11 protein-coding genes are annotated in these 17513 nt (G+C 51.4%); 4 read left to right on the top strand and 7 right to left on the bottom strand.

The annotated features are described in order from the left end of the window. Positions 1-692 precede the first annotated feature (692 nt). A complete protein-coding gene (locus IX31_RS08020; protein WP_034455038.1) occupies positions 693-1697 on the bottom strand; it encodes an IS110 family RNA-guided transposase in 1005 nt (334 codons plus the stop codon). A 390-nt stretch (positions 1698-2087) separates the two neighbouring features. On the opposite strand from IX31_RS08020, the gene opgB reads away from it, so the two are divergent. Continuing rightward, on the top strand, positions 2088-4367 hold the full coding sequence (gene opgB / locus IX31_RS08015; protein ID WP_034456888.1) for a phosphatidylglycerol--membrane-oligosaccharide glycerophosphotransferase: 2280 nt from the start codon (positions 2088-2090) through the stop codon (positions 4365-4367). 87 nt (positions 4368-4454) lie between these two features. Here opgB and gdhA read toward each other — a convergent pair whose 3' ends face one another. The 3 genes from gdhA to IX31_RS08000 form a co-directional block, all read right to left on the bottom strand. Further along, a complete protein-coding gene (gene gdhA / locus IX31_RS08010; RefSeq protein WP_034456887.1) occupies positions 4455-5798 on the bottom strand; it encodes an NADP-specific glutamate dehydrogenase in 1344 nt (447 codons plus the stop codon). 95 nt (positions 5799-5893) lie between these two features. Further along, entirely contained in the window at positions 5894-6574 is a 681-nt protein-coding gene (locus IX31_RS08005) for a 4'-phosphopantetheinyl transferase family protein (protein WP_034456886.1), read from the bottom strand. Positions 6575-6678: 104 nt separating this feature from the next. Beyond that, positions 6679-8961: a TonB-dependent siderophore receptor gene (locus tag IX31_RS08000; protein ID WP_034457257.1), complete on the bottom strand. Its 2283-nt coding sequence runs from the start codon at positions 8959-8961 to the stop codon at positions 6679-6681. A gap of 279 nt (positions 8962-9240) precedes the next feature. Between IX31_RS08000 and fes the strand changes: the two genes are divergently transcribed. From fes to IX31_RS07985, 3 genes are read left to right on the top strand one after another with little or no spacing between them, the layout of a single operon-like run. Further along, entirely contained in the window at positions 9241-10455 is a 1215-nt protein-coding gene (gene fes, locus IX31_RS07995) for an enterochelin esterase (RefSeq protein ID WP_034456885.1), read from the top strand. Between the two features lie 15 nt (positions 10456-10470). Further along, positions 10471-10692, top strand: coding sequence for an MbtH family protein (locus IX31_RS07990; protein ID WP_034456884.1), 222 nt, complete (start codon positions 10471-10473; stop codon positions 10690-10692). Between the two features lie 7 nt (positions 10693-10699). Beyond that, on the top strand, positions 10700-14614 hold the full coding sequence (locus IX31_RS07985; RefSeq protein ID WP_034457255.1) for an enterobactin synthase subunit F: 3915 nt from the start codon (positions 10700-10702) through the stop codon (positions 14612-14614). Positions 14615-14701: 87 nt separating this feature from the next. Here the strand turns inward: IX31_RS07985 and fepC are convergent, their stop codons facing one another. From fepC to fepD, 3 genes are read right to left on the bottom strand one after another with little or no spacing between them, the layout of a single operon-like run. Next, on the bottom strand, positions 14702-15502 hold the full coding sequence (gene fepC, locus IX31_RS07980) for an iron-enterobactin ABC transporter ATP-binding protein (RefSeq protein ID WP_034456883.1): 801 nt from the start codon (positions 15500-15502) through the stop codon (positions 14702-14704). After that, positions 15499-16491: an iron-enterobactin ABC transporter permease gene (gene fepG, locus IX31_RS07975; protein ID WP_034456882.1), complete on the bottom strand. Its 993-nt coding sequence runs from the start codon at positions 16489-16491 to the stop codon at positions 15499-15501. The genes fepC and fepG overlap by 4 nt, the downstream gene beginning before the upstream one ends. Further along, entirely contained in the window at positions 16488-17477 is a 990-nt protein-coding gene (gene fepD / locus IX31_RS07970; RefSeq protein WP_034456881.1) for a Fe(3+)-siderophore ABC transporter permease, read from the bottom strand. Before fepD ends, fepG begins: the two co-directional genes overlap by 4 nt. Between the last annotated feature and the right edge of the window lie 36 nt (positions 17478-17513).

Genomic DNA, 17513 nt, shown 5'->3' with positions numbered 1-17513 from the left:
CACTCTGTTAGCGGCTTCGGTAGCATTAACGGTAATGATACATCTGATTTACATAGTATGAATGTATTAGTTGGCCTTATTACATAATATTTACGAATGTATTTGAGATTATTCCTGGTGAGATTTACAGGTTCTTTACTGGAGCAGTAAAAACATAACAGCAGCAGAAATAGCTAAATTATTGCAATGAAAAGTAATAAACCACCGTTAGGTTATTATTTTTTTTGATTTTTCAGGGAGAGGGGGAATCATTCTGAGCGAATGATTAGATTCGATTTTTTTGCCGTTGGGGTTAATTAAAAAAAAGAACGACAGGTTAAATAATAACCAATTCTTTCGTTTCGCTTATGATGATTGTTATAGGAGAAATGGTTGGTTACCAATCAATGTTAACAACATCAGTTATCCGGGAAATAAAAATCTATGGTCCCCACCGTTTTTGCAACACTGATTTTTGACTTATGGTGGCTTGCCTAAATCTATCCGGCGTCACTATGGGCATCGATGCCCGCGCCTTGATGAGTTCCGCACCTGATAAGCCTAAAAAGCCACGCGGCTTCAGAGAGCCATTTTTTATGTTAGGTTTTCATCAGGCCGATAGGCCGTTCATGTCATCAATAATCAGTCTTCGCAAAACCAGATTGGGAACTGCTTAATTAACGATTAACCTGCCAGTCAGACTGGCGTCATCGTTACCTTTCGAACACGGTCTGCCGGGTTGTGATTGCCCATGCTATCCGGGCCAGCTTGTTGGCCAGAGCACAACACACTACGCAGGAGTGTTTTCTTGCCAGTTGTGCCCTGACCCAGTCAGCCAGCTTGCCTGACTGATAATCAATTTTCTGGATAAAGACTCTGGCGCACTGGACAAGTAACCGTCGCAGATTTTTGTCTCCCCGTTTACTTATCCCTAAAAGCGTATTTTTGCCGCCCGTGCTGTACTGCCGTGGTACCAGGCCGGTTGAGGCCGCAAAATCCCGGCTACAGCCATATTGTTTACCGTCGCCCAGTTGCGATGATAAAACGCTGGCAGTTATCGGCCCAACACCGGGTATTGTCTGAAGACGTTGTCCTGTTTCATCACGACTCAGCTCTTGTTCCAGCGCTGTTTCAAGCTCCGTGATCTGTTCGACAAGATAAAGATAATGAGCATGTAAGCGCATCAGCAGCTGTGCCAGATAGGGAGGAAGTTCGTTATCTGCAAGGACTGTTGAGAGCCGTTTTATCACTGCGGCTCCGATCGGCATACTGATGCCAAATTCCAGCAAAAAAGCATGCATCTGATTAGTCGTTTTGACTTTATCTCTGACCAGCGATTCCCTGACCCTGTGAAGTGCCCGCATGGCCTGTTGAGCTTCGGTTCGTGGTTGCACAAATCGCATGGAGGGACGGGATGCCGCCTCGCATATGGCTTCTGCATCGACAAAATCGTTCTTGTTGCTCTTAACAAAAGGGCGAACGAACTGCGGAGAAATCAATTTTGCTTCATGGCCTAAATCAGCGATCCGGCGAGCCATAAAATGGGCGCCGGCGCAGGCTTCCATCACAACGGTAGCGGATGTACACCCAGCCAGAAATTCAATAAGTTTGGTGCGGGTAAATTTTTTTCGCAGTAATGCTTTGCCTGATTTATCCTGGCAGTGAACGTGGAAGGAATGTTTGCCGAGATCGATACCAATAAGCGTAACGTTTTGCATGATGGCCTTCTCCAGAAAGAAAAACACCCTGCCAGCGTACCGCTCACAGGGTGGTGGGGACCATCTCATTAGCCACCCGTTGCGGGGTGGCCTATGTTGCGCGTTACAATTCCACTTTAAAAAATTATAACAGCGGCGCGATTAAATCATTTGTGAGTAAGACTGGTCAATCCACTCAACCGTTGTATTAACGATGGTTCTGATAGCTATTTACTATCGAATAATGCAATACCCATATTTCAAGCGGGTACAATTCCGAAAGAGAGCACACTTTCATGTCAGAGAAATTGCAGGAGTGTGACAACAACGCTAGATTTAGCGCTCAGATATTTTTGAGTACCGCTTTGCGCCAGTGTGCGCGTTAATTTCGAGGGTTTGGCGTTGTCGGAAATGCTTTCAATTGTGTTGTTTGTCGCAGCCATTGCCGTGTACGCCGTGAAAGCTGGCCGCAACGTCTGGTGGTTTAGCGCCATCCTGCTTATTTTGGGTCTGTATATTGTCCTGAACGTGACGTTTGTCGCCAGTAACTACTTTACCGGCGAAGGCATTAACGATGCTGTGCTTTACACCCTGACCAGCAGCCTTACCGGGGCAGGAATTGGAAAGTACATTCTGCCAGGTATAGGGATTTTTGTTGCACTGGTTGCGGTATTCGGCGGCTTAACCTGGATTTTACGCCGCCGTAAAAACCACCCCCATCATTTTGGTTATAGCCTGTTGGCGCTGGTTTTTGCTGTGGGTTCTGTAGATGCCTCACCGGCATTTCGCCAGGTGGCGGAACTGGTCAAATCGCAAACACGTTCCGGTGATTCGGATTTCGACGTTTATTACAAAGTCCCGCAAGGCACTATTAAAGACCCTAAATTAAACCTGGTTTATATTTATGGTGAAAGTCTGGAACGTACTTATTTACAGCCAGAATACTTTCCTGACTTAGCGCCGGAATTAACCGGGCTTAAAGATGAAGCAATAGATTTCAGCCATACGGTGCAATTACCCGGCACCGATTACACCATTGCCGGAATGGTCGCCTCGCAATGTGGTATTCCTTTATTTGCACCATTTGAGGGGAATTCATCGGCTTCAATGTCGAGTTTCTTCCCAAAAAATATCTGCCTTGGCGATATTCTAAAAGCCTCCGGCTATGAAAACTATTTTATGCAGGGCGCAGATTTACGCTTTGCCGGTAAAGACATCTTTTTACAGTCGCACGGCTTCGAGCATATGTACGGCGCGCAAGAGCTGAAAAGCATGGTTGCTGACCCAGAATACCGCAATAACTGGGGCTTCTACGACGATACCGTGCTGGATGAAGTCTACGAAAAATATATTGAGCTGTCGAAAAAGAACCAACGTTTCTCGCTATTTACGTTGACCGTCGACACGCACCACCCGGATGGTTTTATTTCGAAAACCTGTAAGCGCCGCAGTTATAAATTTGATGGTAAAGAAAACCAGTCATTCAGCGCGGTTGCCTGTAGCCAGGAACATGTCGCCGCACTTATCGAAAAAATAAAAGCCTCGCCGTATTTTAAAAATACCGTCATTGTCGTGAGTTCCGATCATCTGGCGATGAACAACACTGCTTACAAATATCTCAATCAGCACGAGCGAAATAACCTGTTCTTTATTATTCGCGGCGATAAACCGCAGGCGGATTTAGTACCGGTAAAACGCAGTACGCTGGATAACGGGGCAACGGTTTTAGATGTGCTGGGCGGTGATAATTATCTTGGCTTAGGGCGCAGTAGTTTATCCGGGCAGTCGATTGCCTCGGTATTTCTTAACGTCAAAGAAAAGGTGATGGAGTGGAAACCAGACGTTATCGATCTGTGGAACTTCCCGAAAACCATTAGCCAGTATGAAATTGACCAGAAGAAAAATACCTTCAGCTATTCAGGCGCGCATTTCAAAATGCCGTTATTGTTGCGCATTCTGGATAAGAAAATAGAACCATTGCCTGAAAGCGAATATTCCGCACCGCTGCGTTATCAGCTGGCTGACTTTAAAGAAAATGATAAGTTTATTTGGGCCGATCGCTGTTTCAAAATGGCGCGTTTATGGGAGCCAAAGCTGGCACTCTCGACCGGGCTATGCGTGGCTCAAGGGCAGGTTGGTGGCCAGCCTACGGTACGTTTGATTGAACAACAGCAAGAGCAACATGCTGTTCAATTTGCCCCGCAGGATATCGACAAAGCACGTTTTAAAAACAATGTCGCCTTGCTGAAAGTCGATGAAAATGCCATTCGGTACCAGGCTGATAGCTTTATCTTCAACGTGCCGGGTGCGCCGCAAACCGTGAAAGAGTTCACCGGCATTTCACGCCCGGAAGAGTGGGGGCGTTGGTCAAATGCGAATCTGGCACCGGAAGTGAAAATTGAATATGCCGAGCCGCTGCCGGAGAAATTTGACCTGGTAATCATCGCTAAAGCCTTTGGCCCGAATATTGGCCAACCGGTGCCGGTAAAAGTGGGAAGCCAACAGCAAACATTAACACTTGGAGAAGAGTTGAGTACCACGACGCTGCATTTTGATAACCCTGAGCGTAGTCATGTGCTGGAAATTATTCCACCACAGCCGCAGTTATCTAATGAAGGCAATATTCTTGGTCACGAACCGCGCAAGATTGGGATTGGGATGGAGGATATTAAGGTAGTACCAGCCACATAGTTATTGAATGACGCTGCGCTTATCCGACCTACGAAAAGAAACGTAGGGTGGATAAGTGCAGCGTCATCCACCTTTTACATCAAATGCTTACAGAACACCTTGCCCAAACATGGCATCCGCAACTTTCACGAAACCGGCAATATTGGCACCGCGAACATAATGTGTTTGCTTATCTTCACCACCGTAATTCACACAGGCTTCATGAATATCCAGCATGATGTGATGCAGGCGAACATCCACTTTTTCAGCCTTCCATCCCATACGAGCGGCGTTTTGTGCCATCTCCAGACCTGAAGTGGCCACACCGCCCGCATTTGCCGCTTTACCTGGAGCGAACAGCACGCCCGCGTCCACGAACAGATTGGTTGCTTCAATGGTGGTTGGCATATTCGCACCTTCAGCAATGGCCTTCACACCATTGGCAATCAGCACACGAGCCGCTTCGGTATCCAGTTCATTCTGTGTTGCGCACGGCAGGGCGATATCCACCGGTACGCTCCACGGTTGCTGGCCTTCGAGATACTTCAGGCCGAACTCTTTCGCGTAATCGGCAACTCGACCATCGCGGCTGGATTTAATTTCAGCCAGACGCGCCAGTTTTTCGGTAGTGAAGCCAGTTTCGTCGACGACGGTGCCGTTGGAGTCAGAAGCCGTAACCACGCGCGCACCCAGCGATAATGCTTTTTCAATGGCGTATTGCGCCACGTTACCGGAACCAGAAACGGCAACGCGCATTCCTTCAAAGCCCAGGCCATGACGCTTGAGCATCGCATCGGTGAAGTAGATAAGACCGTAACCAGTCGCTTCCGGGCGAATCAGGCTTCCACCGAACGACAACCCTTTGCCGGTAAATACGCAGGCCGTATTGTTGGAGAGTTTTTTCATCATCCCTGCCATAAAGCCAACTTCACGCCCACCAACGCCAATATCACCTGCAGGAACATCGGTATCCGGCCCAAGGTGGCGATACAGCTCCATCATCAGCGCCTGGCAAAAACGCATGATCTCACCTTCACTTTTGCCTTTCGGGTTAAAGTCGCTACCGCCTTTACCACCGCCCATTGGCAGTGTGGTCAGCGCATTTTTGAAGGTTTGTTCAAAGCCTAAGAATTTCAGAATCGAGAGATTCACCGAGGGGTGGAAACGCATCCCACCTTTAAATGGCCCGATCGCCGAGCTAAATTGCACGCGCCAGGCGCGGTTAACCTGCACCTGATTTTTGTCATCAACCCAGGTGACGCGGAACTGAATCACACGTTCCGGTTCAACCAGTCTCTCCAGTAAGGCTGAACGGCGGTACTGCGGATTTTGCTCCAGGAACGGCCACAGCGTGGTCATGACTTCGCGTACTGCCTGTGCAAATTCAGGTTGGTTTGGATCACGTTGTTGAACAGAGGTCAGGAATGATTCAAGGGAAAGCGAGTTTTCCATAGATTAATAAGTCCTTGTTATAAGCAATGTTATAGATGTGTTGTGTTACTTCGAATATAACATTCACTTATTACCGAGCCGCAAGCGATTTCTTTTTATTGCCACCCAAGCCGTATTAGCGTTATTAATTTCTCTGCGTCACCATTCCATATCACCATGAATGTATTGCCTTTTTTGTATGGTCCGAGCGAATGATTTAGGGTCAGAGTTAATCGCGTTTCATCTATTTTACTTATTGATGCATAAGAAAAATCAAAGTAACGACCCACATGGCGGAACAAGGCTTTGAATAAGCTTTCTTTTGCACAAAAGGCTATCGTTAACGCGTAGTGGTAAGGCCAGCGAGACTGGCGCAACAGCTCTTTTTCAGCGCAATCTATAATCCCACCATGAATTTCTTCGGCGATGTGCGGGGCAATAATTTCTTCATAGTCGATACCGATTCCCTCGCGCATATCCGCAGAATCAGTAATCACGGTCGATAATGCCACATTGCCGCTGTGCGTGACGCTGCCGGTGAATCCCGGTGGCCAGCAGGGTTCACGGTGCAGTCCGATTCCCGGCACATAATCATTTACGCCATGAAAACGCAGCGCTTCACAGGCCGCTATTCTTCCTGCGAGATGTTCGGCTTTGCGTTTAACAACAGAATTGGATAAGCGCTGGTGATGGGGTAGCCATAACAAATCGTTGGGCTGAAAGGTTGTGGCGTCAAAATCCACGCGGTAAACGCGTAAATGGGGGAGAAAGTCGAAATGGGAAAGTTGATATTGCATCGCTATCGCTTAAAAACGGTGGATGTCGCTCACGCTAATCCACCCAGGAACAGCTTTCTCGTAGGGCGGATAAACGCATGCGTCATCCGCCGAAAAGCCAAAACTTAGAAGTGGGTATTCACACTCACATAGTAAGTACGACCGGACTCGTTATAGGTCTCGGCACCTGCCCCGTACATATAACCGACAGCACCACCTGTTGTCTGGGCATTACCTGCGCGCCAGTGGCGTTTATCGAACAGGTTATCAATCCCCGTCGTCAGGCTGACGTTTTTGGTCGCGTCCCAGGTTCCGCTCAGTCCAACAATGCTATACGGGCTAACCTCGTTGGTTTCGGGACCTGTTGCCGGTTCACCTTTGTAGTTGTACTTCTTCGGCTGTTGTTTGCCGTACCACGTAAAGGTTGATTGCACAGAGATGTCCTGGCGAACCTGCCAGCTCAGGGTGGAGTTTAGCGTATATTCCGGAATAACGGACAGGCGCTCACCGGTCTCTTTATTCTTACTTTCCAACATGTAAGTGATGTTATTCGTCCAGTTCACCGTGTTGGAAACCGGTACGTTTAACGTGCCTTCCAGCCCTTCTACCAGCGCCTTAGGAATGTTTTCCCATTGGTAAATATCGGTTTTGGTTTTGCCAGAAGAAGTCTGGCCGATTGGCGCGTATCCCGCTTCGATTTTGTCTTTATAATCATTGCGGAACCAGGTGACCCCAGCGAGCCAGCCGTCACGTTTGAACTCAAGGCCGATCTCTTTGTTGACACTGGTTTCAGCTTTAAGATCTTCGTTACCCATCATGTAGCAGCCCACGCCGGTACCGCTTGCGTAGCAGCCCTGGCCTTTGCTGTAGAGGATGTAGTTTGGGTTAGTCTGATACAGGCTTGGCGCTTTATAGGCCTGAGCAATACCCATTTTCAGGGTGAAGTCATCACCCAAACCTTGAGACAGGTTCAGAGATGGGCTCCAGTTATTACCCACGATGCTGTGATGATCAAAGCGCAGACCCGGTGTCAACATGGTGCTGTCGGTCAGCTCCATATTGTCTTCAGCAAACAGTGAGAAGATCTCTGCCTGAGAATATGGGCTACGGTTGGTGCTGTTCGAACCTGGAATTGGGCCGCCCATAAAGGTTTGACCGTTCGATGACAAATCTTTCATCTTTTGCTGGTTCCATTCGGTACCCAGCGTCAGGTTTTGGTTAAACACGAAATCAATCGGGATATTCACTTCGCTATGCAATAACACATCGCTCAGATCGATATCGCTGAATTTATCGCTGGAGAAAATCCCTTCGGTGCCACCGGCCAGGCCTTCCTGCATACGCGAGTTGCGCGTGTGCTCGTACTGCACGTAGTTGCTGGTGGTCAAGCCGCTGTCCCAACCGCCGTTCCAGGTCAAAGAATAGTTCTGGCGATACAGACGGTTAGTCTCGTTGCCGTAGTTATCTTTCACAATCTGGTTGGTATTGGTGTTCTGGGTATCGCCGGAATAGAGGTTGCCCTGGCGGCTGTAACCCGCTTCCAGTTCCAGTGATTGCATTGGCGCAAAATCCCAACGCACGACGCCATTGATATCTTTGTTAATTACGCCTTCACGCCCGGCTGGCAGGGTGTCGGCATAAATACCGGTACGTTCAGACTGATGGCCCTGGTTGATGTCCCAGGCATCGGCCTGAGTTTTATCGAGGTTGCCGTACAAACGGAAGCTGAAATCCCCACCCAGTGGGCCGTTCAGGCTGAAGTTGGTGCGCTTAGTGGAACCTTCGTCTTTGTGCTCAGGGGCGTTGAGATAGGTGTTCCAGGTACCGTGCCATTCACCGTTGCCTTTTTTGGTGATGATATTGACTACACCACCTGCCGCACCGTTACCATAACGCGCCGCTGCCGGGCCACGAATCACTTCAATACGTTCGACCATTTCTGGTGGCACCCAGCTTGCATCACCGCGTGTATCACGTTCGCCACGCCAGCCAAGTCGTACCGAGTTGCGACTGCTCACCGGTTTGCCATCGATCAGAATCAGGGTGTTTTCCGGGCCCATACCGCGAATATCAATTTGACGTCCATTACCGCGTTGGCCACTGGTGGAGTTACCGGTCAGGTTAACGCCGGGCATAGTGCGGACGATTTCGGAAATATCACGCGCTGGTGGGCGTTTTTTCAGCTCTTCAGCGGTGATGGTTGAAACGCCTGGAGCCTGTAAATTTTGTGCGGCGGCGGTGACAACCAGAGTGTCTTCGTCAGCGTGATTTTGTGTGTCGTCATTGTTGGCAGCAGCGGTCTGAGCCGGTGCTGGTGCTGCTTGTTCTGCCGCAAAGGCAGGTGAAGCGACACCGTATATTCCCAGATTGATCAGCACAGCGAGGGAATAGTTAATTTTCTTATTCATTATGGCGGCCTGCTTTTCCGCTGGGCCCGGTGTCATTCCATTCCCTAAAGGGATCGGGCGCAGCATGGATGTTACGAAGCGATACCGAAACTGTCTGCAACAGCCCCGAAATGAGGGAATCGTGCGTTCAAGTCCGGCAATTAATTGTTTTTGCACCAGGAAGCTGGTAGCCCAAAGCGCGGAAATACGCTATTGCAAATGCAAATAATTATCAATAGTATTATCAATATATTTCAGGCTTGTTGATCGTTATCAATAATTTCAGAAGGTTATGTTTGAGTGACGCATTTGCTGACAGGAAGTGAGAGCTGGTGGCAGGAAAAACAGGCACAAGGGATCCCCGCCGTCACTTTTGAAAGTGACGGTCTGTGCGAGGTGACTTTTCTGTGGCGTGACCCCGAGGGCTGCGAGCAAACCTCTCCGACAAAGCGAGTCTGGATTTACATCACTGGCGTGACCGATCACCACCAGAGCTCGCGCCCGCAATCGCTCGAACGTATTGCTGGCACTAACGTCTGGCAATGGCAAACGCAGCTAACTGCTACATGGCGCGGCAGTTATTGCCTCATTCCAACAGACAGCGAAGATGATTTCCCTGCAGAGGCTTTTGACGGCATCGTGCCGGAGCGCATGGCGCTGCGTGAAGGCTGGCGGAAACTGCTGCCACGTGCGATTGCCGACCCGCTAAATCCTGAAAGCTGGCTCGGTGGGCGAGGGCATCCGATGTCAGCACTCCATCTTCCTGATGCACCAAAGCAAACTGGTTGGGATAAACCATTCACACCGTATAACGCTCCCCAACATATTTCCTGGCTGAGTGTCCGCCTGAAAAACCAACGTAGTGTATGGATTTTTGCAACCGGTGACGCGCAGCCTGAGCAGCGCCCATTGGCGATATTACTCGACGGCCAATTCTGGGCTGAAGGGATGCCAGTGTGGTCTGCACTTCAGGCTCAAACAGATGCCGGAGTATTACCTCCCGCCGTTTATGTGTTGATTGATGTTATCGACAATGCCACTCGCAGTGGTGAACTGCCCTGTAATGCGCAGTTTTGGCTGGCAGTACAAGAAGAATTACTACCGCATCTGCGCACGGTTACCCGCTGGAATGAAAATCCAGAAACCACGGTGGTCGCCGGGCAAAGCTTTGGTGGGCTTTCCTCGCTTTATGCCGCACTTCACTGGCCTGAACAATTTGGCTGTGTGCTGAGCCAATCAGGTTCTTACTGGTGGCCACGTCGCGAAAATAACCAGCAAGGCGGGCAGTTGATACGGCAACTGGAAGACGGGCTTGCGTGTGAAAAACCGCTGCGTATCTATCTTGAGGCAGGGGTCAGAGAGCCTCTCATTCATCAAGTTAATCAACGAATTTACCCCTTACTACAACAAACACAGCGAGCTGTTTTCTACCGTCAGGTTGATGGTGGGCACGATGCGCTTTGCTGGCGAGGCGGTTTAATTGACGGTCTCACCTGGCTTTGGAAAGCGCCTTAAAGATTGGAGTGAACTATGGAATTCAGTAACCCTTTCGACTCGTTGCAGGGCCATTTTTTTATCCTTAAAAATGCGCAGCAACAGTTAAGTTTATGGCCGGAGCATTGTGCTTTACCCGATGGCTGGCAGGTGGTTTGTGAACCCGCATCAAACGATGAATGTAACCGCTGGCTGCTCGCCAACTGGGGCAGTCTTCAACCCGCTTCCTTTGCAAAAGAAGAGGTGAGTGGTGAGTGAATTCATGATGACTCCAGCACGGGAACAACAGATCAAAACCATGCCGCTTGTGGCAGCACAGCCCGGAATCTGGATGGCAGATCAGCTGTCACAACACTCCAACATGTGGAGCGTGGCACACTATGTTGAGCTAAATGGAGAACTCAACGAAGCGTTATTGTGCCAGGCGATAGTGGCAGGAATGAAAGAGGCCGATACCCTTTGCATGCGCTTTAGCGAAGTGGACGGCGAAGCGCGCCAGTGGGTCGATCCTGATGCCTCGTTTGTTGCGCCTCACTGTGTTGATCTGCGCAACCAAATCGATCCGATCGCTGCCGCACAAGCGATAATGCGCGACGATCTCGAAGGGGATTTGCGCATTGCCAGCGGCAAGCCGCTTTACCATCATCAACTGCTGCGTATCTCAGATACACGCTGGTTCTGGTATCAACGTTTTCATCATTTAGTGGTCGATGGCTTTAGTTTCACCGCTATTACCCGCCGTATTGCCAATATTTATAGCGATTTGTGCCAAAACCAGGTGCCTGAACCCACGCCATTTACTCCGTTTAGCGAAGTAGTTGAAGAATACGAGCATTACCGCAAAACGGATGCCTGGCAGCGTGATTCTGCCTTCTGGATAAGCAAAGCTAAACAGTTGCCACCGCCGGCCACTTTGTCAACCAAACCGCTTACCGGGCAAGGGGTGACCACAAAACTGATTCGTCAGACGTTACGTTTTGAGTCTGCTGATTTTCATGCACTGGTTGAAAACGCTCGCCTGCAAAACCTGACAGCCGCCGATATGGCGTTAGGGCTGGTGGCGTTGTGGCTCGGGCGTTTAAGTGGTCGCAATGAGTATTCCGCCGGTTTTATCTTTATGCGCCGCATGGGTTCCGCCGCACTTTGTGCCACCGGCCCGGTGCTGAATGTATTGCCGTTTGGTGTGCGTATTGAATCCGACTACACCCTTGCCAGCCTTGCGACAAACCTTGCCAAAGAACTGAAAGGTTTACGCCGTTACCAGCGTTACGATGCTGAACAAATCCAGCGCGATTTGGGGCTGATCGCAAATGGCGAACCGCTGTATGGCCCAGTACTAAACCTGAAAATGTTCGATTACCGCCTCGATTTCAATGGTATCGAAGGCATCACGCATCAACTGGCTTCCGGCCCGGTGCGAGACCTGGAAATTGCGCTATACATCAGCGAACAAGGTGACTTCTCCCTTGAAATGCTGGCGAATGCCGAGCGTTACAATGCGCAAACTTTGCAGCAGCATATTGCGCGTTTGCCGCTTCTATTGCGCCAGTTTGCGACCAATCCTGCATTACGATGCGTGGATGCCCAATTGCTGCATCAGTCTGAAATTGAACTGCTGGAAAGCGTAAATGCCACGCAAACTCCTGTCCCTGCGACAACATTAAGCCAGCTGATTGCGAAGCAAGCGCTGCGCACACCAGATGCTCCGGCACTGGCGGACGAAAACCACCAGTTCAGTTATCGCGAGATGCGTGAACAGGTTCAGGCATTGGCGAGTGAGCTTCTGTTACGCGGTGTAAAACCGGGTGATGTGGTTGCCGTGGCACTTCCTCGTTCGGTGTTTTTATCACTGGCGCTACAAGCGATTGTTGAAGTGGGCGCAGCCTGGCTGCCGCTGGATACCGGCTATCCCGATGAGCGCCTTCATATGATGCTCGAAGATGCCGCGCCGCGTTTATTGCTCACTTCACAAGAGCAGTTACCACGTTTTAGTGCTGTTAATGGTCTGAAAACCTTCTGCTATCAAAGCGTGTTGGCTGCGGTGAATAAGCCAGAAACCGATAATCTTTCGCGCCCGGAACATACCGCGTATGTGATTTTCACATCCGGTTCCACAGGTCGCCCGAAAGGGGTGATGGTAGGGCAGCAGGCCATCGTTAATCGTCTGTTGTGGATGCAAAACCACTATCCGTTAAGCGGTGACGACGTGGTGTTGCAGAAAACGCCATGCAGTTTTGATGTGTCGGTTTGGGAGTTCTTCTGGCCTTATATTGTGGGCGCACAACTGGTGATGGCCCCACCAGAGGCACATCGCGATCCGGAAGCATTACAGAATTTATTTTCCCGTTACCGTGTGACCACTACGCACTTTGTTCCGTCGATGCTGGCGGCGTTTGTTGCGGCGCTAACTGATGCCGAAGCGGTGGCGAAATGCGCGACGTTGAAACGCGTATTCTGTAGCGGCGAAGCATTGCCAACAGAGCTTTGCCGCCAGTGGGAACAGCTTACCCAGGCACCGTTGCACAACCTTTATGGTCCAACCGAGGCCGCCGTTGACGTGAGTTGGTATCCGGCATTTGGTGAGGAATTAGCACAGGTTTCCGGCAGTAGCGTGCCGATTGGCTGGCCGGTGTGGAACACCGGGCTGCGGATTCTCGATTCAGCAATGCGGCCGGTTCCTGTCGGGATCGCAGGCGATCTTTACCTTACCGGGATCCAGTTGGCGCAGGGCTATTTATCCCGGCCGGATCTTACTGCCAGCCGCTTTGTTGCCGATCCTTTTGCTGCTGGCGAGCGAATGTATCGCACTGGCGACGTGGCGCGTTGGCTCGAAAACGGCGCGGTGGAATATCTTGGACGCAGTGACGATCAGCTAAAAATTCGTGGCCAACGCATTGAATTGGGCGACATTGACCGCGCTTTGCAGGCGCTGCCGGGTGTTGCGCAGGCAGTGACGCACGCCTGCGTGCTCAATAAAGACGCCGCAAGCGGTGGTGATGCCCGTCAGCTGGTGGGCTATCTGGTCTCGGCTTCGGGCGAGGTTTTGCCCGTCGACACGCTACGTGAACAATTGAGCGACGTGCTCCCGGCGCACATGGTGCCGGTCGCGCTCATTCAGCTTGATGATTTCCCATTGAGCGCGAACGGCAAGCTGGACAGAAAAGCACTGCCGTTGCCGGAACTGGCGTTACGTGGCACAGGACGCGCACCGGAATCTTCATTAGAAATCACTATTGCTGATGCTTTTGCCCATTTGCTGGGCTGCGAAATTCGCTCGATAGAAGACGATTTCTTTGCTCTCGGTGGCCATTCATTACTGGCGATGCGTCTCGCCGCCCAATTACGCCGCGCGCTTGAAAGGCCTGTTACCGTCGGCCAAATAATGGTGGCGTCGACGGTCGGCCAGCTCGCTGAAACTCTGGCGCAAGAATACGGTGAAGAGGAAGCGAATCGTGCAGGGTTTGAAGCCGTGCTGCCGCTGCGTAAAAGCACTGGACCAACGCTTTATTGCTTCCACCCGGCGTCTGGCTTTGCCTGGCAATTTAGTGTGTTGCAGCGCTATCTCGACCCACGTTGGTCGATAACCGGCATTCAGTCTCCGCGCCCGAACGGCCCGATGCAGGAGGCTGAAAACCTGGCGCAGGTTTGTGAAACGCACCTGCAAACCCTGCGTCAACTTCAACCGCATGGCCCGTATTATCTGATGGGATATTCGTTAGGCGGTACGCTGGCGCAAGGTATTGCGGCGCGTCTTGAAGCTGCAGGTGAAAAGGTAGCGTTCTTAGGGTTGTTAGATACCTGGCCGCCAGAAACGCAAAACTGGGCGCAAAAGGGTGCTAACGAACTCGATCCGGCTGTGCTTGATGAAATCAACCGCGAACGTGCGGCTTTTGTCGCCGCACAGCAGGGGCAAACGTCGGATGCTTTATTCCAGGCTATCGAAGGCAACTACGGCGATGCGGTGCGCCTGCTCACCACGGCGCAAAGCGTGCCATTTGCGGGTAAAGCCACGCTATTTGTTGCCGAGCGAACGTTACCTGCGGGGATGGATCCGCAACAAACCTGGGCTCCGTGGATTGGCGAACTTGAGGTATTCCGCCTGGACTGCGCCCACGTCGATATTATTTCCCCAAATGCTTTTGTGGAAATAGGGCCTGTTTTGCAGCGGGTTTTGGCGTAAGTGTCGGATGGCGCTGCGCTTATCCGACCTACACAGTGCTTTCGTAGGGGGGATAAGCGCAGCGCCATCCACTGTTTCTTTGAGGTTTTACCCTCGCCCGAGCGGCACCACCAGCGGTGTATGCGCCACCGGGTCTTCAATAATCATGCAACGCAGGCCATAAATCGCTTCGATAAGTTCGGGGGTGACAATCTCAGTTGGTGCACCTTCGGCCACAATCTTCCCATCACGCAAGGCGATTAAATGTGTGGCGTAACGGCAGGCCTGGTTCAAATCGTGCAGCACTGCGGCAAGGGTAAAACCTTGCTTTTGATTGAGATCGCGCAGTAATTCCAGTAAATCAATTTGATGGCTGATATCAAGCCAGGTGGTCGGCTCATCAAGCAGCAAAATTGATGTTTCCTGCGCGAGCACCATTGCAATCCATGCGCGCTGCCGCTGGCCACCAGAAAGCGTATCCACTGGCTGATCGGCTAAATCTTCAATATTTGTCGCTTTTAATGCTCGTTCGACTGCCTGGCTGTCCTCTTCCCGCCAGCGCGAAAACATCGGTTGGTGCGGGTAGCGACCGCGCGCCACCAGTTCCGCTACACTAATATCGCCCGGTGCCGTGGAATTTTGCGCCAGCAAACCCACACGCCGTGCCACTTCTTTGGTCGCAAAACGGTGGATTTCATTGCCATCCAGCCAGACCTGGCCTTGCATCGGTTTCATCAGGCGGCTTAGCGTGCGCAGCAAAGTGGATTTCCCGCAGCCGTTGGGGCCGATAATCGCGGTAAATTTCCCGTCAGGAATGGCAACGGTCAGGCCGTCGGCCACCACATGATTGCCATATCCAAGCCGTAGCTGTTCGCCGTGCAGGCGCGATGGAGTGGAAATCTGGCTCATTTCTTACGGGACTCCTGAATCAACAACGCAATAAGATAAATACCGCCGAGGCTTACCGTGACCACGCCGACCGGTAATTGATATGGCATAAACAGATGTTGAGCGCACAGGTCTGCTGCGAGCAATAGCGTGGCGCCGCATAATGCAGATTGCAGCAAACCCCAGCGTGAGGTGCCGCTTAAACGACGAGCGATATGTGGTGCGACAAGTGCGATAAATGAAATCGGCCCGGCTAATGCGGTGGCTGCGGCAGTCAGTATCACGCCAGTTAGCATTAACAACAGGCGCGAGCGTTCAACCGAAACGCCAAGTGCACAGGCGCTGTCATCGCCCATCTCCAGCAACCGCATGCGGCGTACTAACAATGTTCCAGCAACCAGTGCCAGTAACATTAAAGGAGCCGCCGGGAAGATTTTCCCCCAGGTTAAACCGTTCAGGGAACCGGCGTTCCAGAGTCCAGCGGAAATGGCAGTTTCAAGCGAGGCATGTAGCAGCAGCCAGGTATTGAACGCCACCAGCATAGCCCGCACGCCAATGCCGATGATTATTAAGCGGAAAGTTTCGATACCATTGCGCCAGGCGAGCAACCAGACCACCAGCGCAGTCAAAATACCGCCAACCATGGCAGAGGTGGCAATCGCGGTTTGATGCTGACCGAACAACACCATAGCCACCAATACGCCACTCCACGCACCGGTGTTAAACCCCATCACATCCGGGCTGCCGAGCGGATTGCGCATCAGCGACTGGAAGATGGCACCACTCACGCCCAAAGCCGCGCCAATCAGTAGTGCCATGACAACGCGTGGCAAGCGCCATTCGACCACCACCAGTGAGATATTACGCGGTGCGGAACCAAGTAGCGCGTCAACCACCTGGCTTACCGAAAGCGGTAATACGCCACTTCCCAGGCTCCATATCCCCAGAGTGATACTGAGTAGCAATAAAATCAGGCTGATGGTGACCAGGCGAGGAGAAAGGCGGTTCATAATCCTGCTCCTTTGCGGCTGCGGCGCACTAAGTAGATAAGCATCGGTGCGCCAATAAACGCGCTCACCACTGAAACGCGTAGCTCGCCAGGAACCAGCATGCGGCCAATAATATCGGCAAACAGCAATAGAGTTGGAGTGGCAATGAGAGTCACGGGGAGCGACCAACGGTGATCGGCTCCCACCAGCCAACGTGCCAGATGCGGCATCATCAACCCAATAAAAGCGATAGGGCCAACGGCGGCTGTAGCACTCCCGCATAGTAGCGTTATAGCGACCAGACCCAGCAACTGAGTACGTGCCACTTTGCTGCCGAGTGCGGTTGCGGTGTCAGTACCCATGCTCAGGCTATTAAGAGAGCGGCTGATAAACAGGGAAATCGCACAGCCTGCAAGCACCGGCAGCACAATCACTTTCAAGGTTGATAGTGTACGGATATCAAGCGTTCCGGCCTGCCAGAAACGCAACTGGTCATAAACTACCGGGTTGAGTAGCGCGATGCCGTTGCTTAAACCCTCGAGCACCGCGCCGAGCGCGACGCCCGCAAGTGTTAACCGCACCGGGCTGAGCTGCCCACCGCCCTGGCTTCCGGTAAATGCCACCAGAAGGGCTGCGAACAGTGCGCCTGAAAAGGCAAGCCCAAGGAGTGCCAGAGGAGAGGTAAGACTCCAGACCGCAGCGCCTAATACAATGGCAAAACTGGCTCCGGCATTAACCCCAAGTAGGCCTGGGTCCGCGAGGGGATTTCGAGTCAACGTTTGCATCAATGCGCCGGCAAGGCCCAGCGCGCCACCCGCAAGAATACCGGCTAGTGTGCGGGGGAGGCGGGCGTCGAGCACGATAGTGCAATCTGCACTTTGGCATTGACCGCTGAGTGCATTGATAACGACTTCAGCGGGGAGGGATTTGGCACCTAATAACAAACTGAGTATTGCCATTAAAACGAGTAAAAACAATAAACTCAGCAGGATGAACCAGCGTGACATACGTTGTATATCCTTCACTTCGTAGCCCTACAAAAA

It is taken from the genome of Buttiauxella noackiae (assembly GCF_000737905.1).
In the GTDB taxonomy this organism is placed as follows: Bacteria; Pseudomonadota; Gammaproteobacteria; order Enterobacterales; family Enterobacteriaceae; genus Buttiauxella; species Buttiauxella noackiae.
The sequence above is the reverse complement of the archived record's forward strand: the minus strand, read 5'-3'. Positions and strand labels throughout refer to the sequence as shown.

What these genes read in the sequence shown, in the direction of transcription:
- IX31_RS08020 (WP_034455038.1), bottom strand. Translation starts at nt 1,697, where the DNA reads ATGCAAAACGTTACGCTTATTGGTATCGATCTCGGCAAACATTCCTTC.
- opgB (WP_034456888.1), top strand. Translation starts at nt 2,088, where the DNA reads ATGCTTTCAATTGTGTTGTTTGTCGCAGCCATTGCCGTGTACGCCGTG.
- gdhA (WP_034456887.1), bottom strand. Translation starts at nt 5,798, where the DNA reads ATGGAAAACTCGCTTTCCCTTGAATCATTCCTGACCTCTGTTCAACAA.
- IX31_RS08005 (WP_034456886.1), bottom strand. Translation starts at nt 6,574, where the DNA reads ATGCAATATCAACTTTCCCATTTCGACTTTCTCCCCCATTTACGCGTT.
- IX31_RS08000 (WP_034457257.1), bottom strand. Translation starts at nt 8,961, where the DNA reads ATGAATAAGAAAATTAACTATTCCCTCGCTGTGCTGATCAATCTGGGA.
- IX31_RS07990 (WP_034456884.1), top strand. Translation starts at nt 10,471, where the DNA reads ATGGAATTCAGTAACCCTTTCGACTCGTTGCAGGGCCATTTTTTTATC.
- IX31_RS07985 (WP_034457255.1), top strand. Translation starts at nt 10,700, where the DNA reads ATGACTCCAGCACGGGAACAACAGATCAAAACCATGCCGCTTGTGGCA.
- fepC (WP_034456883.1), bottom strand. Translation starts at nt 15,502, where the DNA reads ATGAGCCAGATTTCCACTCCATCGCGCCTGCACGGCGAACAGCTACGG.
- fepG (WP_034456882.1), bottom strand. Translation starts at nt 16,491, where the DNA reads ATGAACCGCCTTTCTCCTCGCCTGGTCACCATCAGCCTGATTTTATTG.
- fepD (WP_034456881.1), bottom strand. Translation starts at nt 17,477, where the DNA reads ATGTCACGCTGGTTCATCCTGCTGAGTTTATTGTTTTTACTCGTTTTA.